We start from the raw sequence: 25,119 nt of genomic DNA on the forward strand, positions 1-25,119 counted from the left end.
AAAACGGCCTGCGTTTCGCCATCCGTGAAGGCGGTCGCACCGTCGGCGCCGGCGTCGTGTCGAAAATCGTCGAGTAACTCTTTGAGTTCAATGATACAGAAAACCCAACAACGGCTTGCGGTTTTCTTCAATGTCGAGCCTGGACCTCTAGAGGTCCAGGCTCATTTATTAGTGAATTCGCTACAGCTGTATTGCAAGGATGACTGTACCTTGCATGCGCATTGCCGGCACGATCGTATCAATAGGCTTCAGCCAGAAACGATCTCTCTGCTGCAGGCAAATGACGTTGAGCTTCTATCGATCAGCAATCCGTTTCATGACGGCTATCCGGCTGGAAACAAGATCGCTGGCGCTGCTTTGGAACGAGAGGCCCAGTTTTCAGTGTTTCTGGATACTGATAGCTTCCTGATCCGTGAAACGTCCTTTCTGGACATTGCAGAACCGGGGAAGATCTGTCTTTGCCCTGAAACGCGCAACGCCTGGACAAACCGGCCCAGGGTCTGGCGGCGAGTCTATGCGCAGTTTGGTTTGCCCAAGCCCACACCCGATCTTCAATTGTTGCTGGGGGATCTGTCCCATCCGTTTTTCAATGCCGGAATGGTCCTGTTTCCGTCAGGTGACTTTGGCAAACTCTGGCTGGATACAGCCCTGAACATTGATGAAATGGAAGGGATTCACGGGCGTCGCCCTTGGTTGGATCAGATTTCGCTTCCTGTTGCAGTTGCGCGCCTCGGTGATGGAGCGCTGAAGATTGTTGACCGGGCATGGAATGACACGCCCGACATCCCGAATGAAGATACGCGACTGTTGCACTATCACCGCCCAAGGCGGCTACGCGTGCGGGGGAAAATGCACTTGGCAGATGTCGTGTTCAAGGCAAGCGATTCAGCGTTTGCAAGCTATGCAGACGTGATTGCGTTCTACTCGGGCAAAGACGTCGTGGCAGACGCCAAGGCGCTTAATTTCAAGGATGATGCCTAAGCGCCCAAAGGCGCGCATTCAGGTCAAGGCTGACTTGGCCGCCGCGCGAACGGCGCGAATATTTTCCCCATAGATACTGGGGTTTTCGACCGACCCGCCTTTGAACACAGCCGATCCGGCCACCAGCACATCTGCCCCCGCTGCGGCAACAAGTGGTGCGGTTTTTGGGTCAACTCCGCCATCGATCTCGATATGGACCGGGCGGTCGCCGATCATCTGGCGTAGGCGACGAATCTTGTTTGTCATGTCGATGAATTTTTGCCCGCCAAAGCCCGGGTTCACGGTCATGACGCACACCAGATCCGTCAGGTCCAGCAACTGCTCGACGGTCTCGGCGGGGGTGCCGGGGTTCAGGGCGACACCCGCCTTCATACCAGCGGCACGGATTGCCTGAAGCGTTCGGTGGGTATGGGGCCCTGCCTCGACATGTGCAGTCAGGATGTCGGCGCCCGCGTCCGCATAGGCTTGAATGTACGGATCGACCGGGGTGATCATCAGGTGGACGTCCATGATCGTCTTGACATGCGGTCGGAAGGCTTTGACCGCTGGCGGTCCAAACGTCAGGTTGGGAACGAAATGCCCGTCCATAACATCGACATGGACCCAGTCAGCGCCCTGCGCTTCGATGGCTTGTATCTCTTGCCCGAAATTGGCGAAATCTGCGGACAGGATCGACGGGGCGATCTTGATGGTACGGTCAAAGCTCATTGCGGCCTCGTGTCAGCTGATGTGTTGGGCTCGCGTATACCTGCGCTATGTGTCGAAGGGTAGCCCCTGTACACGCCTTTCATGGTGGACCCCATCGGAAAGCGTCACCGTTGCCGTGTATACTGTGACGCTGGTTGTGGCCAAGCTCTGCAGGATTGGGATCATCGGCGGTCAGGTACGGGCAAACCGCCCCTTTTTACTCTACGGGCAATCAATCCCCTGACGGAGTCCAATGCTGGTCGTATTCTGTTCAAAACCCGTGACATGGCGCAACTGAAAGGTCGTGACAAACGTGCCTGGCAGGCGGAATGCACGGTGATTTTTCAGCAGTACAGCCTGATGCCACGCATGGATGTCATGCCGAATGTCCTGCACGGCACGCTAAACCGCGACTCGACACTGGCGACCATGCTCAACATCCTCCTGATGGATGAGGTTCACTGCGCCATCGACATCTTTGTTCGTCTGGAAATTTCCGAACGCGCGCTGTTTCAGAACCCCAGGATCATTATGGCGGATGAGCCTATTGCCCTACTGGGCCGGATGAACGCGCAAATGGTGATGTAGGCACTGTGTCGAATCCAAGAAGAGGATAGCGCACTGTATTCGACGGCCTGCCCGAGCAGCCGATCACCGATGTTGCCCGCGAGATCCATGGTGCTGATGCCGAACTTTTCGGAAAAGGCGATATCGGCTGAGATCGAGACGCTCGACGCCACCCAAAATACCATGAGTGCTTCTACGGGGTCGCCGCAGATGTAGCGATAGCATTCGAGCCAATTACCCACGACGCCTACGAGATCATCGTCAAAGCCCGCAAGCTGAAGTCCAACTATGGCTGCATACCAAATAATCGGGGCCGGTGACAAACCGGACCTCTTTCAGCCCTCAGGAGCATTCCATGACAGAACTGATCGCAGGGTTCCAAAGCGTCAGCCACATCCGGAGCGACTACACTACAATGATACGGCACAAGCGACTCTACGGCGGTGCCCTTCTGATCCTGCAACGGTTCGAAATCAACATCCGTGTTTCGGCCATTCTTGGGTTCATCGGAGCAGGTGGTCTGGGTTATGAGCTGCGCAATTCGATGTCTTGGGGGCAAGGGCGTTACAACCAGGTCACGCGATCTTTTTCACTTCTGTTCGTCACTATTATCGTTGTTGAGCAACTCTCGGACCACTTGCGTGATCGCTTGCCTTAAGGCACCGAAAAAGGAGTGCCGGCATGAGCACATTTGCAACTGACCTGCCGACCGATGAGCAGAAGACCCAGGCCGATCGATTGTTCAGCGGCAAAATGCTGACAACTTTCACCCTACCTGTGCTGGTGGTTATCTATCTCGCCTTTGTGTTCTTGGTCTTTGACATAGCGGGCCTGGCCGTACACACCGGCAAAATGCTGATTTCCGACCGCTACGGCTATGGGACCCGAGTGGAACGCGATAACCGCAACGGTGACATTTTGGGCGTTGCGTGCCGAAGCGTTTCTGGAAAACCGCGAGTGACGTTCGCGGGTATGACGGGGATGCTCTCGTGCCCGCAGATGCATCGGCTGCGCTATGCCCAACCGGATGCGGCCTCCGTCAGGAGGTCGAAGACGGGCGGGAGCATCGGCGATTTCTAGTCCTCGTTCAGGGTCAGGGTCACCCGCTCTCCTGCAAAAACGGTTCTGCCATATTCGATCGGGTTGCCATCAGGGTCGGCGTTGATGCCGACGGAAAAAAGAACCGGGGCGCCTTCGGTCAATTGTAAGTGCAGAGCTTGCGTCGCGGTCGCGGCACGCGCTGTAAGACGGGTGGAGACGCGAGCATAATCCGCAATGCCGCAACTTCGCAGGGCCTTGGTGACGGATTGCGTCTCGGTCAGAGCGTGCGGCATATCGGGAAACTGTTTAGCTGGGAAAACGCTTTGAAACAGAGCGATGGGCTGTCCATCGGCCAGGGACAGACCATCGTAGACATGAACAGGATCGCCAGGTTCCAGACCTAGTGCCTTTGCTTCTGCCTCGTCCGCTATGCGGCTAGTGAGGGCCAGGATTTTCTTGCCGGGTATCCTGCCACTGGCAGAGATGTTCTTGTGATACCGCACGCGCTTGCCAATCGGATAATCCGTTGGACGGGCCGCGACAAACACGCCTGCCCCGCGCCGAGCATGGACGAGGTCCTGTTCCGCCATGTCGGATAGCGCCCGGCGCACAGTGTGGCGATTGACTCCGTGTGTCGCCGCCAGTTGCGCCTCGGTCGGCAGGCGGTCACCTGTCTGATACCGACCTTCAGTGATGTCAGACGTCAGGCTGAGGGCGATGCTTTTCCAGATCGGGGTTTTACTCATGTCATCAAATCTTCACAGCGCAACGGATTGCGCGTCACTCTCTCGCATGATATTATTTGTCTAGTTGTATAGTACATGTGGACAACCCGGCCAAGAGGTTTTGATGACGGCACAGTCGGTCACGGTTAAGTACAGGGGCGGTCCAGACCAAAAGTCGAAGCAGCTGCGTTGATTGATGCGCTGACGCAGACTGCGGAGGTGGACACAGTACGCTCAAAGGGCTTGGATCCAATAAAACGACTGATGCAGGCAGCCAAGACAGCTCGTGCAGCCAGGGCGGCGGCCACCAAGGTCGAATTCTTTACCATGGTTCGGGGAGAGGATTGATGAACGCACAGATGCAGTTTTCGGGTGGTTACCAAAACGCACCGTTAGACGCCGCACATGCGTTTCGCGCGGCGATGGCCGGGACGGCACGTCCGGGTGAAATCCGCGCATTGACTGACAGCGATCCATCAGCGCCCTTGTCTGTCGCGGTGGGTACCTTGTTGTTGACGTTGAAGGTGGTTGCCGAGCCGCAGCGGATGACCATCGCACGCAGCGCGGCGATGGTCGGGATATTCCACGATGATGAAACCCACAGGCGGGTATGCGACCGCGAAGTTGATGTCTCGGAATTTACCCTTGGAACAGCCGCATGAGCATGGCTCCTGTCATAGCGGTTGTTGGCCCCTCGGGTGTTGGCAAAGACAGTGTGATTGCGGCATTGGTTGCGCGCGCGCCTGGGATTCACCGGGTTCGAAGGGTGATCACCCGACCCAAAGGTGAGGAGGGCGAAGACTTTGAAAGGGTCTGTGTTGACGCGTTCTTGAAGATGGAGCGGGACGGGGCCTTCGCGTTGAGCTGGCCTGCGCACGGGTTACTCTATGGTGTGCCGAACGGAATTGCGCAGCAAAGGCAGGTAGCTGATGCCGTTCTGGTCAACCTGTCCCGTGCCGTACTGTTGCGGGCGCAGGACGTGTTTGGTGGACTGATCGTGATTTCACTGACGGCGCGAGCAGACGTTTTGGAGCGGCGCCTGTCCGCGCGTGGGCGTGAAAGTGAAGGCGAGCAGGCACGGCGTCTGGATCGAGCCAAGGCGCCCTTGCCGGATGGGTTGAACCGAGTCATCGAAATCGACAACTCAGGGCCGCTGAATGATACGATTGATGAAATTCTAAGCCGTTTTCAGCCAGAGAGGAAAAAGCGGTGGATCAGGTGAAATCGCCCGTCTTCATCCTCGCCCACCAAGGTCAGATCGCTGATCTGAAGCGGCGCAGGCAGAAGGGGACCAAGCCGGGTTTCCAGTACAGAATGCACCTTGGCCAATGTGGGTTTGCTCAGTTTGCCGCTGAGCGTGATGTGAAAACGAAACAGACCATTTACGTAGGGATAGCCCCATTGCACCAGATTGGCGTCCTGTTCCGGGGTCAGGCCCGCCGCACGACGACGGACCAGTTCCGCTGCGGATGTGGGCGCGCGGAAGGTATCCAACTCCTGAACACAGGCAGTAGCCAGCGCGTTCAGGTCATCCGTGTTGCCCAGCGGCAGCAATGCCAGAAAACGACCCAGACGCGCGACCTGCAAACCATCCAGCGTAACCGGCGCTCGGACTGCCGCAAGCGATGCGCAGGCGTCCTGCAGCGCGCCGAAAGACTGCCCGTCACGCAATCGAAACGGTGGTTTCATCGTCGCGTGCAGCCCGTATTTGCGCGGCACCTCGGTTACGGTCGCGACATCGATGCCATCAAGGGCCGGATGTGTGACCTCAGACCCTGTGTCCATGTCCCATCCCAGCCAGCTGGTTGCAAATTTCGTCCATTCCGCTTCGGCGGGTGGCGCAAAATAAATCGCATATCGCGTGAATGTCACATTGGCCTCCTGTACGTGGCCTTCCCTTTGCCTCAAACCATGTGAAGATCAGATGACAGATGAAATGATCCTTGCCAATGCTACGCTTGTACTGCCCGGCGAAACTGTCCGCGGGAGTATTCGGATTGAGGGTGAGAGCATTGCCGAGATTAACACAGGTGCTTCTGTCCCGGCGGGTGCAATTGATTGCGAGGGCAACTATGTCAGCCCCGGCCTTGTTGAATTGCACACGGATAATCTGGAACGCCACATTCAGCCGCGTCCAAATGTGCACTGGCCCCATGCCGCTGCGATCCTTGCCCATGACGCGGAACTGGCCGGTACCGGTATCACCACCGTGTTTGATGCCATGCGTGTCGGATCGATCCCGTCCGGCGCGGCGCGGTATGGAAAATATGCACGCGGCTTGTCGCGGGACCTGTGGCAGCTTCGCGAACAGGATGCACTGAAAATCAGCCATTTTCTGCATCTGCGGGCCGAGGTCTGTTCAGAGACCTTGATTGATGAGCTGGATGAATTTGACCCTGAGGACCGGGTTGGGTTGGTGTCGATCATGGATCACACGCCTGGGCAGCGTCAGTTTCGTGATATGGCAAAGTTTGAAGCCTATTTGAAAGGTAAGTACGCCATGGACGATGACACGTTCCTACAGCATGTCGCTCAACTGAAGGCGCTGCGGGATCGTAACGGCGAGTTGCACGAGATCGAAACGGTCAAAGCCGCACACCGCCTCGGCGCCGTGTTGGCCAGCCATGACGACACGACCGAGGATCAGGTGCGCATTTCGGCTGGTCACGGCATCCGTCTTGCCGAGTTTCCGACCACTGTCGAGGCAGCGTACGCCTGTCACGATTATGGGATCAAGGTGATGATGGGTGCTCCGAACATGATCCGGGGCGGGTCGCACTCGGGCAATGTTGCGGCGCGGGAACTGGCCGAGCGTGGCCATCTGGACATTATGTCGTCGGATTATGTGCCGTCGGCACTATTGCTGTCAGCCGCAATGCTGGGTGAGATGTGGGGCGACATCGCGCGTGGACTGCAAACTGTGACACTGACCCCTGCGCAGGCTGCGGGATTGAGGGATCGGGGTGAATTGCGTGCAGGCGCACGCGCCGATTTGATTCGGTTTCGCATGCGCGCAGGCATACCCGCGCTGAATGCTGTCTGGTCCCGGGGGCGGCGTGTCGCTTGACGCAATTCAGGAAATTCGGATTAGGCGAGGTAGAACAAATAGCGATCCGGGGCGATAGTCTCGGGACCTTCGATCTGGTCGAACCCCTTCAAGGGCTGGCCAGAGATCAGCAGGCCGCCGGGCTGCATTACCCGCGCAATCATCGGGCTGAGACGAGCAGCCTCGGCCACGTCTTCGTCCTTGATGCCGCGCCCGAAATCGTAATGCGCCATCGCGATCTTGTGGCCAGTGTCGGCCAGTTTTTGCAGCATCGGTTCGGCCTCACCCTGTAGGAAGTCCTTGGGCGGGGGCGTGCTGTTGGGATGGCACTGCAGAACCCGGTCCATTACCCAGATCCGACGGTTGGGCAGAATTTCCCTCAGGTGGTCATACGTGCGACCATTGCCCAGACCCATGTCCAGAATGTCACCGTCACTGTCGCCAATCCGGGCCACGGCCCAGTTCAATCCGTCGCGCTGAGCGGTCAGGCGGCGTAGCATGGAATCCAGTCGGCTCATTGGGAACTCTCTTTTCAGGTACGTGGAGCAGTCCAGGCCAAGGCGGGACCGGTCAGCAGTTTGTGCAGTAAGGCTTCGGTAAAGGTCCAGATGTCTTGATCATGAACCAGATGATGGGTCAACACGCCGAAGGGTTCGGCGTTGTCAGCGTGCCCCTCGCGGCGGTCCCGCAGCAAGTTGGCAGTTTTGGCGATCAGTGTATGTGTTGGGGTTAATCGGCGTGTTCCGCGCCAATCGATGGGGTCGAGATGAGTGTTGATCTGCTCTAATCCCGGAACGGCCAACGTGGCCTTTCTCGGCGTTGCTGTCGAGAGGATGCGATACCCGATCCCCGGTAGTTGCACGACCGTCTCAGGCGCGATGCGGTTCCATGGCGGGACAAACATAGGGCGCAGATCGTCCCCGAACAGGGTATTGAGTCTGGAAAACCCAGCCTGTGCGTCAGCGATGATTGCATCCATCGATCGATGCAGGCGGAACTCGGACTTTTTCTCACCTTTTGGTGCATGGTTCACATGCGCCCATCCGTGGACAACGGGGATGAGTGTCTGGCTTTGTGCAACATAGTCCGCCAATTCTGTACTGGCATCGCGCGGGATCACCGCCAAGTGGACCGGCAGCCCAAGTCGCTGGGACATGTCAGACAGCGTACCCAACTGCCGTGTAGGTGCAACAGCATCATCATCGCGCCACCATAGTGGCAGTGACAATCCTTGGTCGCGCCAGCGGTCCAACTCGGTTTCCAGCGGGCGCCAATCGGGATTCACGTTCGTTGCTCCCATAGGTGTTTTGCGATCTCAACGGTTCGTTGTGCTCCATCAAACCCATGATCTTGCGGCGCGCGCGGCCCATCCGAAATGACGCGATCAACGGCGTGCGCAAGGGATGTTCCGTTCAAATCCTGACTGGCAAGCACCTCAATTGCGGACATGCCCGACAGGCTTTGACCACGCAATCCTTGTTCAACTTCCTTTCCATCATCGAAGGGAACAAAAACCGCTGGCGACCCACTTTGAAGGATATCCAACGCCGTATTGTAGCCGCACATGCTGACCGAGGCCGCTGCATGTGGCAACATCTGGCGAAAATCCGGGCGAACCGGTTCCAGAGTTACACGAGCACCCTCGGCCAGTTGCGACAGCTCGGTAATACGCGCCTCTGCGTCCTGACCGCCGACCAGCAGGTGCCAACGCCTGTTGGGCATCTTTCGGGCGGCCTCGATGGCCGCGCGAAAGATCGGCTGACCCACAGACCCACCGCCTGCGCTGACGAGAACTTCATCCCGACCGGCCGCCTCGGGGTGCGGTTGGGGCGGCTCAGGTGCAACAAAACCGGTGTAGTGTAGCCGCTTCTCCAACTGCTCGGATACCGGCCAACTGACTGAAAGAGGCGTTATGCTCTCGATCGAATGCACCAGAACGCCGTCATAGAAACGCTGTACTAGGTTTTCGGCCCGCGTGACTTTGGCAGGTTTGGATGGCGGCGCCAGAATGTCCCGGACCGAATTCAGAATGACCGGGCGTCGTGGAAGATCCTGCGCTGCGGACAAAGCAACGTCGAATTCCGAGGCCAGAGACCGGCGGCCAAACGGAAAAAGTTCGGTTATCAGAATTTGCGGTTGGAAGCTTTGAACAGCTTGGGTCAGGGCCGTTATTCGCGCAGTTCTGTAGGCATCATCGGCAACCTCTCCGCTTTGGGTCAGCAGTCGGGTGAAATCTGTCCCATCCGAGCGTAAAGGTGGCAGACCCAAAAGGGTTACACCGTTGCTGTCCAACTGGGGTGCAGGCATTCCACCAGATACAACCAGAACCTCGTTCCCATCCTCGGCGAAAGCCCGCCCCAAGGTCAGCGCACGGCTGAGATGCCCTGTACCCAACAAATGGGTGACGATGATCATCACCTTCATCAGACAGCCTCTCGCTTAGTCAGGCGAACAGGGTCGGGTTCGGGGGACAGTGTGGTCATGTCGATTACATACATGCGATTGCGCTTGATCTGAAAAGGCGCGGTACCTTCGAAATCCCAACCCCATGCGCGGGCCAGAATGACTCGCATGATGCCGATATGACAAACCGCAACCGTGTCGGTCTGCAATCCAGATAGCCAAGGCGACAAGCGGGTCCAGACCTCTGCCGGGCTTTCCCCGTTGGGAGGGCGATAATCCCATCCCCAGTCTTCGATATGCCGGTAGCCACTGTTGCCATCTTCGATCAGGTCAACACCGCGCAACCCTTCCCAATCGCCCCAGTTCATTTCAATCAGTGCGTCCGATGTTTGGGGCGTGCGGCCTGAAACGAGTCGCGCCGTTTCATTGGCGCGCTTCAAGGGACTGGACCAGATTTCAGCACCATCCCAAGGCGGGGGAAGATCGTATCCCGCCAACTCGGCGCGCGCGTCTTCATCCAGCGGAATGTCACTGCGCCCCTGAATGCGGCCAGCGCGATTCCAGTGCGTGTGCCCATGACGGAGCAGAGCCAGTCGGGTCATGACAATACCTCTAAGATCGGACGAATGGTTGCCCAGAACCGTTCGGTTGCGTTGGGCATCAGATGGCGCTGGGCAATATGTGTACGGGCGTCAGAACCAAGGGACTGGCGAAGAGGGGCGTTATCCAGCAGCCGTTGCATACGGTCGGCCAGGCCTTGGGCGCCCATATCGACCGGCGGGTAGTCTGACGGCGAAAGAACATCCCGAACACCCGGTCGATTTTGCGCCACTACAGGCAGACCAGCGGCTTGCGCTTCGAGATAGATCATCCCATAGGCCTCATTCACACCGGGCCACACCAACAGCGATGCACGCCCGTAGACTGCCTGCAACGCCTTGCGATCAAGTTGGCCCAGAAATGTAACGCGGGTCCCAAAGGGGGCCATTAATGCCTCGACCTCGGTGCGGGCCGGGCCGTCGCCCGCAATGTGCAGAGCCCAGTCGCCGGTCAACAAGGCCAGTGCATCGGCCAGTATCTCATAAGATGACAGCTTGTCGCCGTGCCGCATCATGCCGACCGTCAGCATGGGACCCTCGCCAGAGGTTTCAGGCGGGAGCGCTGACATCGGAAGGAAGGGTGGAAACTCGACCAGAGCCTGAGTACCGTGCCTGTCCCGTTGCAGCGTGATCAGATCATTCGCAGTGTGGTAAAAGATCACCTGTGCCGCGTCACTGGCGTCATGCGCGGATTGCGCAAACCCGGCCCATGGGCCGGTCAGACGGCTCGACGCGCGGGTGCTTTCCAGCTGCACATAGGGAATGTTGCGCGCCGCACAAACCTGAGGCCCAAGCAGATCGGGGGCCTTGTAATAGTTATGATACGTCACCCAAAGGTTGGTGTCCGAAGGCAGGTCCGCAATCAACCGTTTTGCTTCGGTCTCGGCAGTGCTGCGCAAAGCATGTTGCACGGTCGGATCACCCGATTTGTCATAGATGCGCAGCTGAGACACCAGATCGACCGTGTCGCCCTTGGCTGCAATCGCGCGCATGAGATTCCGGGCCATTTCGCGGTCACCCGAAGGCTTGGGGCTGTCAGGCGACTTCATCGGTGCGTAGAAAGCGACGCGGGCCATCACGTGTCATCCGAACACAAGGCATCCAGCTGCGCGGACAGGCGTGCGATGCCCGGGTCCATTCTAAATTCGGCGATCAGGCGATCATAAGCAGCTGCGGCCATCTGAGCCGCTTTACTGGGTTCGGCAGCCACAGCGGAAATGGCCGATGCCAGCGAGGCCGGGTCATCATCTGAGAGAATCCCATGCGTGCCGGAATTGATGAACTCGGGGATGGCCGAAACCGGTGTCGACAAGATCGGCAGATGCTGCGAGGCCGCCTCCATCAACACATTGGGCAAACCGTCGCGGTCGCCATCGGTTGCGATGCGGCTGGGCAGAACAAACAGATCCGCGTTGCGCATGGCCTCAATCACCTCGGGTTGGTCGCAAGCGCCTTTCCAGGTGATCCGGTCAGTGATACCTGCGGCACGGGCCTGGTCTTGCAAGGGCGTACCAAGGGCGCCACCACCGATATGGGTCCAGTGCCAGTCCAGCGACTTTGGCAGCTTGGCAAAGGCTTCGATCAGACGATCAAAGCCTTTTTTCTCGACCAGACGCCCGACCGACAACATTTGAAATGGGCCATCCGCTGCGCGCAATGCACGATCCGGTGGTGCGGGAAAGCGGGCCAGATCCAGCCCGTGATAGATCAACTCGACCCGTGCAGGGGTATCTGCGAGCCAGCGCAGATGTTCTGCGCCAATGGCTGTGCAGGTTGCACCAAATGCAGCGCCATGAGTGGAGGATTGCAATTTCTCGCGCTTTTCCCACTCAGGCGACGTCCAGATGTCCTTGGCGTGGGCCGAAAAGCTCCACGGGATGTCGCACATGATGGCCGCATAACGGGCGACTGAAGAGGGCGTATGCATGAAATGAGCATAGAGCGCCCGCGTCGCCGCAGGCAATTCTGCCGCCAAAACGCAAGCCTGACCAAAGCGGCGGATGCGGTTGTGCGAAAGGTCGCGGCGCAAATCCTGACGCCAGACCCGGAAGGCCTCGGCATAACCGGGCATACGCTGCGCGACGACCCGCGCGGCCCAGACACGTTGCGGTTCTTGATACAGGTATTCGGGCAGGTAATGCACCTGACCCTTGAATCGGTCATGCAATGGGTGACGCTTGGTGTCAGTCGGATGTCGCAGAGACCAGATGTCGAACTGATGCCCGGCTTCTTGTAGTGCAACCAGTTCCTGCGCGATGAACGTCTCGGACAGGCGCGGCCATCCTTTGACCAGCACCGCCAGTTTGGGTCCTGCTGCGCTCATCCGGTGGCCCGTTCCTGTTCCCGGTTCAGCAGTACATCGATACGGTCGGTCACATAATCCAGCCCGTCCAGCAGCCGGCCACTGATCGCCTGCGACGGCAAGGGCTGATTGGGCAGGTTGCGAATGGCCTTGATCATCGAATCCGGTGTCAGCCCGTCGCGATTTTCGTCCAGCATTTGCACAAGGCCAAGGTTTTCCGCGTGCGAAGCCCGGATCCATTGTTCCAACCGTGGCGTGGTGCGCGGGACAATGACGGCGCGTTTGTCAAAGGACAAAACCTCGCAGAAAGTGTTGTAGCCACCCATGCAGACAACGCCCGCGGCCCCGGCAAACAGCGTTTCGATCTGCGATTCAAATCCGACGGCGGTCACCCGACCATTCAGCGCCGCGACGCGGGTTTCGAATTCTTCGCGCACCTCGCCAGACAGGAAGGGGCCATAAACCAGCACCGCCCGCGGGGTCAGATCAGGATCCTTTTCATAAGCCGACAGGACCAGGTTGACCATCGCTTTGCCATCACCACCACCGCCGGGCGTGATCAGGATGTAGGGTTGTTCCGGCGGGGCACCGACCGGGCCGAGATCCCGACGCAAATACCCGGTCCAGTGGATGCGCGATTGCGCAGCAGGGCTGAGCGGCAGCCCCTTGGTCGGATCATAAATCGACCGCAGACCATAGACCCAGATTTCATGATAGAACCGTTCGGTCGCGGCGATGGCCTCTTTGCGCGCCCATTCGGCGGCCAGCACTTCGGGTTCGTCCAGAACGTCGCGCAGACCAAGGATCAGTTTGGTTCCGCATGTGTTGGACAGATATTCCAGCGTCGGCAACAGCTCTCCCCGGAACCCCGTCGGCTCCTTGTCGACGATCAGCACATCCGGGTCGAATTGCTGCACGGCCGTCTGGATCAGGCCCGAACGCAGTTCGGTCACCTCGTCAATACCCATGCCAATCGTGCGCGCGGCATAAGACCCATCGGCGCGTTTGGTCACACCGGGCAGGCGCACGTGGTCTACCCGGCGGGGGAAGGTGAAACGCCCCGCCACTGGTGACCCGGTCAGGATCAGGGCCGAGGCACTTGGATCGGCCTGCGTCATCGCTGCCGCCAGCGCCCGTGAACGTCGTAGATGACCTAATCCGAACGTGTCGTGGCTGTAAAACAGGATACGCGGCGCGCGGCCGGATTTCATTTTATTTTTGCCTAGGCTCATAGTGCTGCCCGTTTTTCTGATCTCGGTGCAATATCCGCGCGTTTGCACTTGTTATCGCATATTTGATGGCTGCGCTTGCCAAAGGCGGAAACGCCCGCATGCAAATGTGCCAAGCATTGCGATTTGGCAACAGGATATTGATGGATTTGGAACATGTTGTAGCAGAGTTTGGCATTGGTGGCAGAATGGTCGACAAAACGGCCAATGGGGCAGAACCCATGTGCCGCGTCGATCATATTCAACTTTTGCCAAGTTTAAAGTGCCAGTAGGTGTGCTGTGCGCCAAGAACACGCATTTATACGATGTTGAGAACGCTGGCCGCGAAGATTTGTACAGGCCCAAGGGGTTCTGTAATCTGAACGGCATCTGGAGAATTGGAAGCAAGACCCTATGAAACCAAATTTTCTGGCCGGACTGATCCTGGCAATCTGGGCCTCTGTTCTGGTCATTCCTGTAAGTGTGGCCGCGCAAACGTCGCTGATCCCGGGATATACCTCGGGTACGGGCAGCGAGACCGAGACATCCAGCGACAGCGATTTGGCCGCTGCGATCCGGGCGGCTAGCGAAGCTGGTGCCAGCGTCATCGTGATCGACAGCGCTGGACAGGTCGTCTCGTCGGCGTCCGGCGAAAGTTCGGCCCCGGATGAAGCGGGACCGGCCAATCCGATGGCTGACGGCTCGCAGTTGATGAAAGCACAGGAGAGGTTTACGAAATTTCGTGAATCGGTGGAATCACGGCTTGAGGCGTTGCCCTATTCTGTGTTCGAGGTTCAATATGTATTGCGCCAGACCAGCCCGGACGGTCGGATTCAGACTTATGTCGAGGTTTTGGGTTGGAATATTCTGCTGCTGCTGTTGGGTCGGTGGTTGTCCATCGAAATCTACGGCAAGCGCATCGCGCGCCGGATTGTTGTAGCCCGGTCCAAGGAGAATCCGCAGGGTTACCGCGAAAAGATGCCGTTTTTGGTGTTCCGATTCCTGATGGGAGTCGGTGCCACGGTGTTTGCGATGATGATGGCTTTGATTGTGGGGTATCTCATCTTTGGCGAGGCCGAGGATATCTCGATCCAGTTCACGATAACGGCCATCTTCACCGCTTTTTTCCTGTCGCGAACGGTGTCCGATCTATGGCGAATGGTTCTGTCGCCGTATCTCAGCCAATATCGCTTGCCGCCTTTTTCTGATCGCCATGCGAAGCGGCTGTATGTTTGGGCATCCGCTTTGGCGACTTATGACATTTCGGTCGTGCTGTTTTCGACCTGGGTGGCGGACTTTGGTCTGAACTACAATGTTTACGCGATGGTCTATGGCAGCCTGACCTTGCTGGGGGCCGCGGGTAACGTATTGATGATCCTGTTCAATGCGGGCGCCATTTCGAACGCCATTCGCGGCGGACGTGCACCGGACAAGGTCTCGTGGATCTTGCGGTTCATCTCATTTGCATGGGCGCCTGTGCTGATTTTGTACATGGCCTTCAGTTGGTTCAAGCTGGCGGTCGATCTGGTATTGGAAAACCAGAACTCGATCCCGATCGTGGCGAGCAGCTATGCGATTTTCATGTCGGTGGTCGTGGCTTATGGCGCGATGAATTACCTGCTGGAGCGTTACTTCGATCGTAATCGTCAGATCGAAGAGATGAACGCCGAGGCCGACAGTGCCGAGGACGACGAGGCATCAAAAACGCCGGAGGCACAAAAGAGAAAACATACGATTCTGACCTACGAGGATCTTGCCCGGCGCGTTGCTGGTATCCTGGCATTTGTTGTCGGAGCTTATGCGCTGGTGGTGATCTGGAATCCTGATGCCAGCTGGAGCGAGGACCTGCCGATCGGACGGGCGCTGGATGTGATGGTGATTCTGTTCATCGGCTACATCCTGTTCCATTTTTTCCGTGTGTGGATCGACAGCAAAATTGCCGAAGAAGTCGTCGATGGCAGCGATGCAGAGCTGGGCGACGAAGGTGGTGAGGGCGGGCAAAGCCGATTGGCCACACTGTTGCCGCTGTTTCGGGGGGCCATTCTGGCCGTAGTAGTCGTCACCATCGCTCTGATTACACTGATGGAACTGGGTATCAATGTCAGCCCCCTGTTCGCGGGTGCCGGTGTCGTGGGTCTGGCCGTCGGATTCGGCTCGCAAACATTGGTACGGGACATTTTTTCCGGAGCATTCTTTTTGATGGATGATGCTTTCCGCAAGGGAGAGTACATCGACATCGGAGATGTGAAGGGAACGGTCGAAAAAATCTCGGTCCGGTCGTTCCAGCTGCGCCACCATCTGGGTGCGTTGAACACCATTCCTTTTGGCGAAATCAAGGTTTTGACCAACTACTCCCGTGACTGGGTGATCATGAAACTGCCCTTGCGCGTGACCTATGACACGGATGTCGAAAAGGTACGTAAACTGATCAAGAAGCTGGGTCAGGAATTGCTGAGCGATCCGGTGATCGGCGATAACTTCATCCAGCCGTTGAAATCCCAAGGCGTGATCGAGATGCAGGACTCGGCGATGATCATCCGGGTCAAGTTCATGACCAAACCGGGCGATCAATGGCTGGTGCGCAAGAAAGTCTATCAGGATATTCGCGAATTGTTTGCGCGTGAAGGTATTCGCTTTGCGCACCGCGAAGTTACCGTGCGGCTGGCGGATGGCAAGGAGGCTGAAGATCTGACGCCCAAGCAGCGCGAGGCCGTGACAGGCGCGGTACAAGCCACAATAGACGAGGATTATCTGGACGATATTGGGCCTGGAGGAGACGACCGCTAAGGCGGTCTCCCGCCCCTTTGGTCAGCGTCTCTGACGAGACGCCACCCAAAGCGTTGGGCCGGGCCGCGCGTTCCGCGCGGCGGGGGTGTCAGGTGGACAGCGACGGCCAAACGGCTTTGGATGTGCCCAGTTTCGAGGCCGGCAATGTCCACCGCATTTCGGCGTCTCCAACGGTCAGCGCGGGTTTCAGGCGATGGCCATCCCCCCAACCAGAGGACTCGATCACCTGGGAATAGTCTGCAGGAGATGCCTTCTTGATGTCTGCGCCCGTGCTGATCTTGCCCAAAATAGCCAGCAATTCGGCTGTGCGGGCCAGAGACAGATGCGCGTGCATAATCGAATTGCCGGACGCGGCCTCAGCCAGTGCTGACAACACGGCTGCGGCCATCAGGTATCCTGTGGCATGATCCAGAGCCTGAACCGGCAGAGGCGTTGGCTTGTCGGAACTGGCCCATTGCATTCCTGCATGGGCGATCCCGGCGCTCATCTGCACGAGGCTGTCGAACCCGCGCCGTGTGGACCAGGGCCCCTGCCATCCATAAGCGTCCAGAGTGACCTCGACCCGGTTCGGGGCCAATTCGTCTCGTTTCGCCTTGGTCAACCCAAGCGCATCCAGCGCACCGGGGCGGTACCCATGCACAAAGACATCTGCCTGCGCCAACAGATCTTGCAGACGCTCCAGCCCGGTTGGAGACTTCAGGTCCAGATACGTACAGCGTTTGCCCAGTGAGATGTCGGGAATCACGCCCGGTTCGTCCCAGCCCGGGGGGTCAACACGCAATACGTCAGCCCCGAATCCGGCCAGCGTGCGGGTCGAAACCGGGCCAGCCAGAATGCGGGTCAGGTCGAGAACCCGTAAACCCGCCAGAGGGCGCGCGGCTGTTGCCTCTGGCCGATCACGCAGCGTGATGCGTCGCGGATTCTGCCAGCCAACCAGTGGGTCGCGGGTGACGGCGCGGCCCTGCGGATGGTCCTGCCACTCGGCCCGGCTGCGCATCGCCGCGGCGACGCCACCTTCGGCTACGATCATCGCCTCCAGATCATTGATGGCCCATGTCTTGACGGCCTGTGCCACGGCATTTCTGTCAGCCTGGGCGCTCAGAACCTTCAGCGCCGCTGCGCGGTGGCGTGGCAGGTTGGTGTGCAGTCTGATCCAGCCGTCCGAGGCCAGGTAATCTCCGGCTATCGCATCCCACAGGCTGGGCATTTCCCACCCATCGGGTTTGAAAGACAAGCCGTACCAAAGCGAGGCCAATCGATGATCAACCGCGACCTCGGGTGCAGTCGAGGTCAGGTTCATGGCAGTTACGAGGCGTGCCAGTTCCCGACCCACAGCCGCAAAACTTGCCGTTGCCAATTCAGAGACCGCGAAAACGCTGGGCCGTGCGCCAGAGCCTGTCGTGCGATAGCTGTCAACAGCCGGGAGAGAGGCCAACAAGCTCATTGCTGATAGGGGTCCAGACTGTCGCGCAGCCCGTCACCCAGAAAGTTGAACGCCAGTACGATGACGATGATCGGCAGCATCGGAATCGCAGTCCATGGGTAAATCTCGATCGAGGCGAGGTTTTGTGCGTCATTCAGCATCACGCCCCAACTGACCGCAGGCGCACGCAGGCCGAGGCCAAGGAAACTAAGCGCAGTTTCCCCCAGAATCATGGCCGGAATCGACAGCGTGGCCGAGGCGATCAGGTGTGACATGAAATTGGGCAGCAGATGCTTGCGGATCACCCGACCCGAGCTTGCCCCCATCATCTCGGCCGCGCGCACGTATTCCTCTTCGCGCAGGGACAGGAACTTCGCCCGCACCGAGCGCGCCAATCCCGGCCAGTCGAGGATGCCAAGGATGATCGAAATGATGAAGAAGACGGCGACCGGGCTCCAGTTCGAAGGCACGGCGGCGGACAGCGCCAGCCACAACGGAAGTTCCGGCAGCGATCGCAGGATTTCGATAACCCGGTTGATGACCCAATCGATGCGCCCCCCGAAATATCCGGCCATCGAGCCGAACAGAATGCCAAGAGTGAAGGAGACGGAAATGCCGATCAAACCCACAGTCAGCGACAGTTGCGCGCCGTATAGGATACGGCTGAATATGTCGCGGCCCAATCGGTCGGACCCCCACAAGAACAAAGTGGACCCTTCAGGGGCGCAGATCAGATGTGTGTCTGACGGGATCAGTCCGGCCAGCCGATATTCTGAGCCTTCGCAGAAGAACCGGATGGGGCGCGGGTCTTCCGTATCGGACACAAATTTCCACTGGAATGTTTCCAGATCGGCCTCGGCCACGATGGGGTAAACATAAGGCCCGATGAATGCGCCGTCGTGGAACCAGTTGATCGATTGCGGCGGGGCATAAAGATGCTCGCCGTTGCGATCATTCGGGCCGTAAGGCGCGATGAAGCCCGCAAAGGGCAGCATCAGGTAGCACAACAAAAGGAAGACGCCTGAAATCAGGCCCAGCTTGTGTGTTCTGAATTTGCGCCAGACCAGAACCCAGTTTGGCGCGTCCAGATCTGCGCGCTCCAATTGCTGCACGGACGCCTGAGGATCAAACGGGGCGTCATCTACATAGCGGTCGTCAGGACGGTCAGTCATGCTTCGCGTCCCTCATAGCGGATGCGCGGGTCAAGCATGACCAGCAAGATGTCGGAAATCATGGTGCCGATCAGGGTCAGAAGGGCGACGAACATAAGGATGAAGGCCGACAGGAATTGATCCTGCGTTTTCAGTGCCGTCAGAAGGGTAGGGCCGATGGTCTGCAAGCCCAGCACAACCGACACCAGAACCGACCCGGAAACCATCGAGGGCAGCAGATTGCCGATGTCGGCGACAAAGGGGTTGAAGGCGACGCGCAGGGGATATTTGGTCAGCATCCGGGATGGGGCCATGCCCTTGGCAATGGCGGTTTCCACGTATGGCTTACCCAATTCGTCCAACATGTTTGCGCGCAAACGCTGCATCATCGCCGAAGCCCCTGAGGTGCCGATGACAAAGGTGGGCACGATCAGATGGATGAGGATGGATTTCAGTTTTGCCCAACTCATCGGTTCACCTTCGAACGAAGGGTCCATTAAACCGCCGATTGGCAGGTTGAAGTATTGGTGTCCGTAGTAGAACAGGATCAGCGCCAGCAGAAAGTTCGGCGTAGCCAGACCAAGATACCCCACAAAGGCTGAGGTGTAGTCGATCCAGGTCCGTGACCGGGCGGCGGCAAGAACCCCAAGCGGCAAGGCGACGGCGTATACAAACAGGATCGCGGCCAGATTGACGACAACCGTCAGCCAAAGCGTGTCACCCACGATTTCCGAGACGGGTCGATCAAATTCAAACGACCAGCCATAATTGCCCTGAAGCAATCCAGAAAACCCGTGGGGACCCGGCCAGAAACCAATCCAGATCAGGAACTGTTCCCACATCGGACGGTCCAGCGCATATTCGGCGCGCAGGAATTCGGCCTTGGCCACGCCCGCGGATTGACCCGAGGCCTGAAGTTCCGCGATCTGGTTGCTCAGGTAATCACCCGGCGGAAGGTTGATGATGACGAATACCAGAACTGACACCACCAAAAGTGTCAGCAGCATCGTAAAAAAGCGATACACCGCATAGCGCAGCATTATCATTTAGCTGCTCCTGTCAGTCGGCAAAAAAGAATTCGTCCGGGCGATGTATGCCGAAATGCGCACCGGGTTCCCATGCCCACATGGCCTGCTCTGGTACATTGCGCAATCGGTTCGAAACCACGATGGGTTGTGGTGCACCATTGAGAATGCCGATGGCATATAGCTGGTCGGCGTGGATGTTCAGCATCTCGGTCCAAATGGCTTCACGCTCTTCGCTGGTTGTGGCCACGTCCCAGTCATGGGCCAATGCCATCAGCCGTTCGGCTTCGGGCATGTCGGGCGCTTCGCCGACTTCTCCACCTGTCTGATAGTATTGGCCCCATTTGGGCCAGGCCAGAAACACCTGATCGGTTGGCGCCAGATAGGCCGGAGACGTGTGCGCCTGCGGAATTCCGTCATCCCAGCCGAACCAGACCGACGCCATCGTGCTGCCCGCAAATACGCGGTTCCGCAGAATGTCCCGATCCAGCGGCCGCATCACCAGTTTGACGCCAATGTCCCGCCAGTTATCGGTGACGATCTGAAGCGCGTTTTCGACCTCCTGCCGTTCACCGGCAGTTTCGATCACCAACTCCATCGGGCGACCGTCGGGCAGCAGTCGGATACCGTATTTATCCCGTTGATCCAGCCCAGCCTCGTCCAGCAGGGCGTTGGCCTGATCTATATCGTAATCCGCCCAGGCTTTGGTATTCTCTTCGCTATAGAAAGGCGAGGCGGGCAGAACCGACATCGCGCCGGGATGGGCCAGCTTGAAATACAGCGCCTGATTGATGGTCTTGCGGTCGATGGCCAGCGACAAGGCGCGGCGCACACGTACGTCGCGCAGAACAGCGCGCCAGCCTTCGTCGTCGAAATTCAGGTTCGGATAGATCGCAATCTGCGATGCGACGCCGGTTTTCCACAGAAGGGTTTTATATCCGCCCTGTGCCTCACCTTTTTTCAGGATTGAGGCATCGCGGAAGGCCAATCCGCGGCCCTGCAGATCGCTTTCGCCTGCATTGGTTTTGGCGGCGACCAGCCCGGGGGCGACGATCTCCATCTCGACCACGTCGATATACGGCAGTTGCACGCCTTTGGAGTCGATACGGTGATAATAGGGATTGCGCACGAAGTTGTGCCGGATCTTCTTGCCTGAGCTCGCGTTCAGCCAAGGCTGCAATGTGGGCAGCTTATGGTTGTCGAACTTATAGAGGTTATCCACTTTGTTGTGCAGCGCCGCCCAGCTTTTGACGCGAGCATCGTCTACGTTAAAGGCCAAGTCCTCTGGATCGGCGAACTTCTCGTGATACTGTTTGAGAAAGGCTGACGGGCGATAGATAAATGGTGGGCGCGCCTGTGCCAGAGACTGCAGGAAATCAGGATTGGGATTGTCCCATTCATAGATCACCGTTGTCTCATCCGGGAACGTGACGGTGGGCAACTTGCCTTCGATGATCAGAAAGTCCGGAGGACCAGAGGGACTGAGAAGCTTGTTGTTGGCAACATCTTCCCACCAGTACCGAAAGTCCTCGGACGTAAAAGGTGACCCGTCCGACCATTTGTGGCCGTCGCGTAGGTTCAGGGTGAATTTGCGATTGTCTTCGCTCTCGAACGAGGCCAGCAGGTCAGGGACAATGGTGTAGTTTTCGTCAAACCCAACCAGCCGCGCATAACCGTAGACGACCATTTGACGAACATCTTTGGACCGCGTGACCATAGTACTCAATGTGCCGCCAGGTGTTCCGAAGTCGCGCCCTTTTGCAGCCAGATCGATAATCAGCGGGTCTTTGGGCAGGCGGTCTTGAACGGGCGGCAGATTGCCAGCATCAACCTCGGCGGCCCAAAAAGCGCTTTCTTTCAGGTCCGGTGTTCCTGCCGCGGCGGGCAGCATCCAGGCAATGGCCAGCGAAGCGGCCAGGATCAGCGGGCGAGTGGTCTTAAACATGGCAACGTACCTTATGGCCCGGTTCCAATTCCACAAGTGAGGGTATCACTGTGTCCGAGAAACGAAAGGCTTCATCCCAACAATCCGGCGAGCCGGCGCCCAAAGAAACCATTTTCAGGTCGATCGGGCGATTGATGTCAGGTTCGGGTTGAGCGGCAATCAACGCCTTGGTGTATGGGTGGCGTGGATTGTAGAAAAGGGTTTCGGGTGGGGCCTGTTCCACGACAAGCCCCCTGCGCATGACGGCAACTTCATCGGCAATGCGCGCCACGACGGCTAGGTCGTGGGAGATAAAGAAATAAGACAGGTTTAGACCGTCCTGCAGATTTTCCAGAAGGGTAAGGATCTGCTCTTGAACGGACACGTCCAATGCCGATGTCGGCTCATCGCAGACAATCAATTGCGGGTCCAGCATCATTGCCCGCGCGATGGACAGGCGTTGTCTCTGGCCGCCGGAAAAGGCATGTGGATAGCGTTTGAGCATGTCTGAATTCAGCCCCACACGCTGCAGCATCTCTGCCGCTTTGTCCCGTTGTTCCGACGTTGAGCCGACGCGATGTATTTCCAACGGCTCGGTCATGGCGTCCTGAACACGCATCCGTGGACTGAGTGAGCTGTAGGGGTCTTGAAACACCATCTGTGCCTTGCGCTGAAACGCAGTGCGCTGGGCGCGCGTCATATGGTGAACAGTGATGGGATCTTCGTTTGGTGAAGTGCGAAACAGAACCTCGCCACCCGGATCAGGCAATTCGGCGCCCAGTGCGATCCGCGCGGCGGTGGTCTTGCCTGAGCCGCTTTCACCAACAATGGCCAGCGTTTTGCCGCGCGCCAGATTCAGATCAACACCTCGGCATGCATGGATTGCCTTGTCGGCTTGCCACCCCTTGCTGGCACGCATGGTGTAGGTCTTCGAGACGTCCTTCATTTGTAGAATCAGATCTTCGCTTGGCATTGGCAGACCAACCGCTTCCTGATCTGGAATCTCGGGTGCGGCATCGAACAACTGTTTGGTGTAAGGATGGGCCGGGGCAGTCAGGATTGGTGCGGCGGGGCCGGATTCCATCACCCGTCCCTTATGCATGACAACAACACGTTCGGCCATGTTGGCAACGACACCCAGATCATGGGTGACAAGGATCAGCGCCATCCCCGTTTCTCTCTGAAGTTCCTTGATAAGCCCCAGCACCTGCGCCTGCGTGGTCACGTCCAACGCAGTTGTTGGCTCGTCCGCAATCAGTAGCTCGGGTTTTGCCACCATGGCCATGGCGATCATGGCGCGCTGGCGCATCCCGCCTGACATCTCGAATGGATAGGAGTCATAAGCGCGTTGAGGGTCCGGAAAGCCGACGCGCTCGAACTGTTCTAACACCTCAGTGCGCGCCTGAGATTCCGAAGCGCCGCGGTGCAGCCACAGAACTTCGCTAACCTGATTGCCGATCTTGTGCAGCGGCGACAGCGATCGCATCGGCTCCTGAAAGATCATTGAAATCCGGTTGCCGCGAATACTGCGCATTTCGCGTTCACTGATTTCCATCAGCTCCGCCGTGCCTTTGGAATCATTCAGGGTTATTGTGCCGCTGCGAATTTGCGCCGCGCGTGGAAGAATTCGCAGTGCCGCCCGACAGGAAATCGTTTTGCCCGAACCGGATTCTCCGACCAATGCAAGTGTTTGTCCGGCCTCAACATCAAAATTCACATCTGTGACAACGGACTCTCCCGTGCCAAAGCCGATGCTGAGGTCTCTGACGGACAACAACGCGCTCATGCGGGTTTTCCACCCGGTTGGCCGTTCGGTAACATCGGCGATATCAACTCCCTGTGTTTTTTCGTGCAGTGTCGCGCGGTTCTGCCCGACTAGTCAAACCCGTTCTTGGGCTGAAATGTCGCGGAAATGTGAAACTTGGGGCTTCACTTCTACACAAAGTCTTGAGTTTTTGTCATCAAGGGCGGCGTCGACTGCATCTATGCTGGCGACTGGTATCAAGGAGAGATTTCCCAGTGTCCGAGAGTCAAAGCCGTCTGGATCTGTTCATCGATCGCATGGTGTCACAGCGCACCTGTCTGGATTTTGCAATCGCGCAAACCACCGGAATGCCCGGACCTGTGTTCGAGCTGGGTTTGGGCAATGGCCGAACTTATCACCATATGGCGCAGCGTATTCAGGACCGCCCGGTCTATGTGTTTGAACGCGCTGTCGCGTCGCATCCGGATTCTACGCCACCCGAAGACCGGGTGATTCTTGGTGATGTTCGCGAAACGCTGCCTGCGTCAGTTGATCGATTCGGGGCGTCGGCCAGTTTGATCCACGCCGATCTTGGTGGTCACAACCGGGAAAAGAACGACGCGTTCGCGCGCTTTGTTTCCCCATTGATCGAGCCGCTGCTGGTGCCGGGTGGGCTAATGGTGTCCAGCGACCGGATGTATTTTGACGCCTTGACCGAGCTGCCTCTGCCCGAGGGTGCGGTCGAAGGGCGCTGTTTTATCTACCGCCGCTGATCCGCGAGGGAGCCTGCCGATGATATTCTACGATTGCTCGACGGCCCCCAGTCCGCGCCGCGCCCGGATGTTCATTGCCGAGAAGGGGTTGGAAATTGAGACGCGTGATATCTCGATCGCGACAGGTGAGCAATTGGGCGAAGCATTTCGCGCCGTGAACCCGCGCGCCACTCTTCCGGTTCTTGTGACGGATGAAGGGACGGTTCTGACGGAAAATCTGGGTATCGCCGCTTATCTTGAGGCGCGGTTCCCCGAACCGCCCCTGATGGGGCGAAACCCTGACGAAAAGGGGTTGGTCCTGATGTGGAATGCGATTGTGGAGCAGCAGGGCGGCGCACCCATCGCCGAGGCGCTTCGCAACACGCATCCGGCGTTCAAGGACAGAGCTATTACGGGGCCTGTGAACTTCCCGCAAATTCCAGATTTGGAGCAACGTGGTGTAGAGCGCACAAAGTTGTTCTTCGACCTGCTGGAGACAAGGCTGCAGGAAAGTCCCTGTATAGCGGGAGATGCTTTTACGCTCGCAGATATCTCGTCCTTTGTGTTTGTCGATTTCGCACGCGTCGTCAAAATGCGGATCCCAGAGGGGAACACAGCCACCCAAGCGTGGTTTGATAAGATTCAGTCCCGGCCCAGCGCGAACCTCTGAAAACTGCCAGGCGGGCGGTGAGAACTCTCAGTCGCTGATACTGTACAGAAATGTCTAGACAGAAGTGAACAGTGTTATTAGCGT

25 protein-coding genes and 3 pseudogenes are annotated in these 25,119 nt (G+C 57.9%); 12 read left to right on the forward strand and 16 right to left on the reverse strand.

Annotation, left to right across the window (positions count from 1 at the left end):
* Both HW561_RS14740 and HW561_RS14745 read left to right on the forward strand, forming a co-directional pair.
* On the forward strand, positions 1 to 77 hold a 77-nt coding region (locus tag HW561_RS14740; RefSeq protein WP_211198660.1), incomplete at its 5' end, for an EF-Tu C-terminal domain-related protein.
* 133 nt (positions 78 to 210) lie between these two features.
* Entirely contained in the window at positions 211 to 981 is a 771-nt protein-coding gene (locus HW561_RS14745; protein ID WP_176866100.1) for a hypothetical protein, read from the forward strand.
* 18 nt (positions 982 to 999) lie between these two features.
* On the opposite strand, the gene rpe is transcribed toward HW561_RS14745, so the two are convergent.
* On the reverse strand, positions 1,000 to 1,689 hold the full coding sequence (gene rpe, locus HW561_RS14750; RefSeq protein WP_176866101.1) for a ribulose-phosphate 3-epimerase: 690 nt from the start codon (positions 1,687 to 1,689) through the stop codon (positions 1,000 to 1,002).
* A gap of 19 nt (positions 1,690 to 1,708) precedes the next feature.
* On the opposite strand from rpe, the pseudogene HW561_RS14755 reads away from it, so the two are divergent.
* From HW561_RS14755 to HW561_RS14765, 3 genes and pseudogenes are all read left to right on the forward strand, one after another.
* Positions 1,709 to 2,451 (forward strand): annotated as a pseudogene (locus HW561_RS14755) (ATP-binding cassette domain-containing protein).
* Positions 2,452 to 2,692: 241 nt separating this feature from the next.
* Positions 2,693 to 2,893: pseudogene (locus HW561_RS14760) on the forward strand (PhnE/PtxC family ABC transporter permease); the annotation flags it as partial.
* Positions 2,894 to 2,916: 23 nt separating this feature from the next.
* Positions 2,917 to 3,315, forward strand: a complete 399-nt coding sequence (locus HW561_RS14765) for a hypothetical protein (protein ID WP_176866103.1) — start codon at positions 2,917 to 2,919, stop codon at positions 3,313 to 3,315.
* Here HW561_RS14765 and phnF read toward each other — a convergent pair.
* A complete protein-coding gene (phnF, locus tag HW561_RS14770) occupies positions 3,312 to 4,022 on the reverse strand; it encodes a phosphonate metabolism transcriptional regulator PhnF (RefSeq protein WP_176866105.1) in 711 nt (236 codons plus the stop codon). The two genes, HW561_RS14765 and phnF, sit on opposite strands and share 4 nt — an antisense overlap.
* Before the next feature lie 141 nt (positions 4,023 to 4,163).
* On the opposite strand from phnF, the pseudogene HW561_RS23975 reads away from it, so the two are divergent.
* From HW561_RS23975 to HW561_RS14785, 3 genes and pseudogenes are all read left to right on the forward strand, one after another.
* Positions 4,164 to 4,349: pseudogene (locus HW561_RS23975) on the forward strand (phosphonate C-P lyase system protein PhnG); the annotation flags it as partial.
* Positions 4,349 to 4,663 carry a phosphonate C-P lyase system protein PhnH gene (locus tag HW561_RS14780; protein WP_176866107.1) on the forward strand — a complete coding sequence of 105 codons (315 nt, stop codon included), beginning with the start codon at positions 4,349 to 4,351 and terminating at the stop codon, positions 4,661 to 4,663. The pseudogene HW561_RS23975 and the gene HW561_RS14780, both read left to right, overlap by 1 nt.
* Positions 4,660 to 5,223 (forward strand): AAA family ATPase, encoded by a 564-nt coding sequence (locus HW561_RS14785; protein ID WP_176866109.1) that lies wholly within the window; start codon positions 4,660 to 4,662, stop codon positions 5,221 to 5,223. Before HW561_RS14780 ends, HW561_RS14785 begins: the two co-directional genes overlap by 4 nt.
* Here the strand turns inward: HW561_RS14785 and HW561_RS14790 are convergent.
* Positions 5,190 to 5,873: a DUF1045 domain-containing protein gene (locus tag HW561_RS14790; RefSeq protein WP_176866111.1), complete on the reverse strand. Its 684-nt coding sequence runs from the start codon at positions 5,871 to 5,873 to the stop codon at positions 5,190 to 5,192. The genes HW561_RS14785 and HW561_RS14790 overlap by 34 nt on opposite strands.
* A 52-nt stretch (positions 5,874 to 5,925) precedes the next feature.
* Between HW561_RS14790 and HW561_RS14795 the strand changes: the two genes are divergently transcribed.
* Entirely contained in the window at positions 5,926 to 7,068 is a 1,143-nt protein-coding gene (locus HW561_RS14795; RefSeq protein WP_176866113.1) for an alpha-D-ribose 1-methylphosphonate 5-triphosphate diphosphatase, read from the forward strand.
* A gap of 20 nt (positions 7,069 to 7,088) precedes the next feature.
* On the opposite strand, the gene HW561_RS14800 is transcribed toward HW561_RS14795, so the two are convergent.
* Genes HW561_RS14800 through HW561_RS14835 form a run of 8 tightly spaced genes read right to left on the reverse strand, consistent with a single transcriptional unit; the run spans position 7,089 to position 13,819 of the window.
* Complete coding sequence (locus HW561_RS14800; RefSeq protein WP_176866115.1) at positions 7,089 to 7,565, reverse strand: class I SAM-dependent methyltransferase; 477 nt, start codon at positions 7,563 to 7,565, stop codon at positions 7,089 to 7,091.
* Positions 7,566 to 7,579: 14 nt separating this feature from the next.
* Positions 7,580 to 8,332, reverse strand: a complete 753-nt coding sequence (locus tag HW561_RS14805; protein ID WP_176866117.1) for a polysaccharide deacetylase family protein — start codon at positions 8,330 to 8,332, stop codon at positions 7,580 to 7,582.
* Positions 8,329 to 9,471, reverse strand: a complete 1,143-nt coding sequence (locus tag HW561_RS14810; protein ID WP_176866118.1) for a glycosyltransferase family protein — start codon at positions 9,469 to 9,471, stop codon at positions 8,329 to 8,331. The genes HW561_RS14805 and HW561_RS14810 overlap by 4 nt, the downstream gene beginning before the upstream one ends.
* Complete coding sequence (locus HW561_RS14815) at positions 9,471 to 10,052, reverse strand: histidine phosphatase family protein (protein WP_176866119.1); 582 nt, start codon at positions 10,050 to 10,052, stop codon at positions 9,471 to 9,473. Before HW561_RS14815 ends, HW561_RS14810 begins: the two co-directional genes overlap by 1 nt.
* On the reverse strand, positions 10,049 to 11,125 hold the full coding sequence (locus HW561_RS14820; RefSeq protein WP_176866120.1) for a glycosyltransferase family 4 protein: 1,077 nt from the start codon (positions 11,123 to 11,125) through the stop codon (positions 10,049 to 10,051). The genes HW561_RS14815 and HW561_RS14820 overlap by 4 nt, the downstream gene beginning before the upstream one ends.
* A complete protein-coding gene (locus tag HW561_RS14825) occupies positions 11,125 to 12,372 on the reverse strand; it encodes a glycosyltransferase family 4 protein (RefSeq protein WP_176866121.1) in 1,248 nt (415 codons plus the stop codon). Before HW561_RS14825 ends, HW561_RS14820 begins: the two co-directional genes overlap by 1 nt.
* Positions 12,369 to 13,562, reverse strand: coding sequence for a glycosyltransferase family protein (locus tag HW561_RS14830; protein ID WP_235962923.1), 1,194 nt, complete (start codon positions 13,560 to 13,562; stop codon positions 12,369 to 12,371). Before HW561_RS14830 ends, HW561_RS14825 begins: the two co-directional genes overlap by 4 nt.
* A 17-nt stretch (positions 13,563 to 13,579) precedes the next feature.
* Complete coding sequence (locus HW561_RS14835) at positions 13,580 to 13,819, reverse strand: hypothetical protein (RefSeq protein ID WP_176866123.1); 240 nt, start codon at positions 13,817 to 13,819, stop codon at positions 13,580 to 13,582.
* Positions 13,820 to 13,973: 154 nt separating this feature from the next.
* Between HW561_RS14835 and HW561_RS14840 the strand changes: the two genes are divergently transcribed.
* On the forward strand, positions 13,974 to 16,346 hold the full coding sequence (locus tag HW561_RS14840; RefSeq protein WP_176866124.1) for a mechanosensitive ion channel domain-containing protein: 2,373 nt from the start codon (positions 13,974 to 13,976) through the stop codon (positions 16,344 to 16,346).
* An 88-nt stretch (positions 16,347 to 16,434) separates the two neighbouring features.
* Here the strand turns inward: HW561_RS14840 and HW561_RS14845 are convergent, their stop codons facing one another.
* Genes HW561_RS14845 through HW561_RS14865 form a run of 5 tightly spaced genes read right to left on the reverse strand, consistent with a single transcriptional unit; the run spans position 16,435 to position 23,655 of the window.
* The gene (locus HW561_RS14845; protein WP_176866125.1) at positions 16,435 to 17,790 is read right to left on the reverse strand and encodes a CoA transferase; all 1,356 of its coding nucleotides are present in this window, start codon (positions 17,788 to 17,790) and stop codon (positions 16,435 to 16,437) included.
* Positions 17,787 to 18,941: an ABC transporter permease gene (locus HW561_RS14850; protein ID WP_176866126.1), complete on the reverse strand. Its 1,155-nt coding sequence runs from the start codon at positions 18,939 to 18,941 to the stop codon at positions 17,787 to 17,789. The genes HW561_RS14845 and HW561_RS14850 overlap by 4 nt, the downstream gene beginning before the upstream one ends.
* Complete coding sequence (locus tag HW561_RS14855) at positions 18,938 to 19,966, reverse strand: ABC transporter permease (protein WP_176866127.1); 1,029 nt, start codon at positions 19,964 to 19,966, stop codon at positions 18,938 to 18,940. Before HW561_RS14855 ends, HW561_RS14850 begins: the two co-directional genes overlap by 4 nt.
* 13 nt (positions 19,967 to 19,979) lie before the next feature.
* Positions 19,980 to 21,890 carry an ABC transporter substrate-binding protein gene (locus HW561_RS14860; RefSeq protein ID WP_176866128.1) on the reverse strand — a complete coding sequence of 637 codons (1,911 nt, stop codon included), beginning with the start codon at positions 21,888 to 21,890 and terminating at the stop codon, positions 19,980 to 19,982.
* The gene (locus HW561_RS14865; RefSeq protein ID WP_176866129.1) at positions 21,883 to 23,655 is read right to left on the reverse strand and encodes an ABC transporter ATP-binding protein; all 1,773 of its coding nucleotides are present in this window, start codon (positions 23,653 to 23,655) and stop codon (positions 21,883 to 21,885) included. Before HW561_RS14865 ends, HW561_RS14860 begins: the two co-directional genes overlap by 8 nt.
* Before the next feature lie 233 nt (positions 23,656 to 23,888).
* Between HW561_RS14865 and HW561_RS14870 the strand changes: the two genes are divergently transcribed.
* Together HW561_RS14870 and HW561_RS14875 are read left to right on the forward strand one after the other, a co-directional pair.
* Positions 23,889 to 24,386: a class I SAM-dependent methyltransferase gene (locus HW561_RS14870; RefSeq protein WP_176866130.1), complete on the forward strand. Its 498-nt coding sequence runs from the start codon at positions 23,889 to 23,891 to the stop codon at positions 24,384 to 24,386.
* A gap of 19 nt (positions 24,387 to 24,405) precedes the next feature.
* Positions 24,406 to 25,035, forward strand: coding sequence for a glutathione S-transferase family protein (locus HW561_RS14875; RefSeq protein WP_176866131.1), 630 nt, complete (start codon positions 24,406 to 24,408; stop codon positions 25,033 to 25,035).
* Positions 25,036 to 25,119: the final 84 nt, after the last annotated feature.

Origin of the sequence: Ruegeria haliotis, assembly GCF_013377785.1 — a bacterium.
GTDB lineage: Bacteria > Pseudomonadota > Alphaproteobacteria > Rhodobacterales > Rhodobacteraceae > Ruegeria > Ruegeria haliotis.

Excerpts from the sequence above, each read along its gene's own strand:
- rpe (WP_176866101.1), bottom strand. The coding sequence starts at position 1,689 with ATGAGCTTTGACCGTACCATCAAGATCGCCCCGTCGATCCTGTCCGCA.
- HW561_RS14765 (WP_176866103.1), top strand. The coding sequence starts at position 2,917 with ATGAGCACATTTGCAACTGACCTGCCGACCGATGAGCAGAAGACCCAG.
- phnF (WP_176866105.1), bottom strand. The coding sequence starts at position 4,022 with ATGAGTAAAACCCCGATCTGGAAAAGCATCGCCCTCAGCCTGACGTCT.
- HW561_RS14780 (WP_176866107.1), top strand. The coding sequence starts at position 4,349 with ATGAACGCACAGATGCAGTTTTCGGGTGGTTACCAAAACGCACCGTTA.
- HW561_RS14785 (WP_176866109.1), top strand. The coding sequence starts at position 4,660 with ATGAGCATGGCTCCTGTCATAGCGGTTGTTGGCCCCTCGGGTGTTGGC.
- HW561_RS14795 (WP_176866113.1), top strand. The coding sequence starts at position 5,926 with ATGACAGATGAAATGATCCTTGCCAATGCTACGCTTGTACTGCCCGGC.
- HW561_RS14800 (WP_176866115.1), bottom strand. The coding sequence starts at position 7,565 with ATGAGCCGACTGGATTCCATGCTACGCCGCCTGACCGCTCAGCGCGAC.
- HW561_RS14810 (WP_176866118.1), bottom strand. The coding sequence starts at position 9,471 with ATGAAGGTGATGATCATCGTCACCCATTTGTTGGGTACAGGGCATCTC.
- HW561_RS14815 (WP_176866119.1), bottom strand. The coding sequence starts at position 10,052 with ATGACCCGACTGGCTCTGCTCCGTCATGGGCACACGCACTGGAATCGC.
- HW561_RS14820 (WP_176866120.1), bottom strand. The coding sequence starts at position 11,125 with ATGGCCCGCGTCGCTTTCTACGCACCGATGAAGTCGCCTGACAGCCCC.
- HW561_RS14825 (WP_176866121.1), bottom strand. The coding sequence starts at position 12,372 with ATGAGCGCAGCAGGACCCAAACTGGCGGTGCTGGTCAAAGGATGGCCG.
- HW561_RS14830 (WP_235962923.1), bottom strand. The coding sequence starts at position 13,562 with ATGAAATCCGGCCGCGCGCCGCGTATCCTGTTTTACAGCCACGACACG.
- HW561_RS14835 (WP_176866123.1), bottom strand. The coding sequence starts at position 13,819 with ATGATCGACGCGGCACATGGGTTCTGCCCCATTGGCCGTTTTGTCGAC.
- HW561_RS14840 (WP_176866124.1), top strand. The coding sequence starts at position 13,974 with ATGAAACCAAATTTTCTGGCCGGACTGATCCTGGCAATCTGGGCCTCT.
- HW561_RS14845 (WP_176866125.1), bottom strand. The coding sequence starts at position 17,790 with ATGAGCTTGTTGGCCTCTCTCCCGGCTGTTGACAGCTATCGCACGACA.
- HW561_RS14850 (WP_176866126.1), bottom strand. The coding sequence starts at position 18,941 with ATGACTGACCGTCCTGACGACCGCTATGTAGATGACGCCCCGTTTGAT.
- HW561_RS14855 (WP_176866127.1), bottom strand. The coding sequence starts at position 19,966 with ATGATAATGCTGCGCTATGCGGTGTATCGCTTTTTTACGATGCTGCTG.
- HW561_RS14860 (WP_176866128.1), bottom strand. The coding sequence starts at position 21,890 with ATGTTTAAGACCACTCGCCCGCTGATCCTGGCCGCTTCGCTGGCCATT.
- HW561_RS14865 (WP_176866129.1), bottom strand. The coding sequence starts at position 23,655 with ATGAGCGCGTTGTTGTCCGTCAGAGACCTCAGCATCGGCTTTGGCACG.
- HW561_RS14875 (WP_176866131.1), top strand. The coding sequence starts at position 24,406 with ATGATATTCTACGATTGCTCGACGGCCCCCAGTCCGCGCCGCGCCCGG.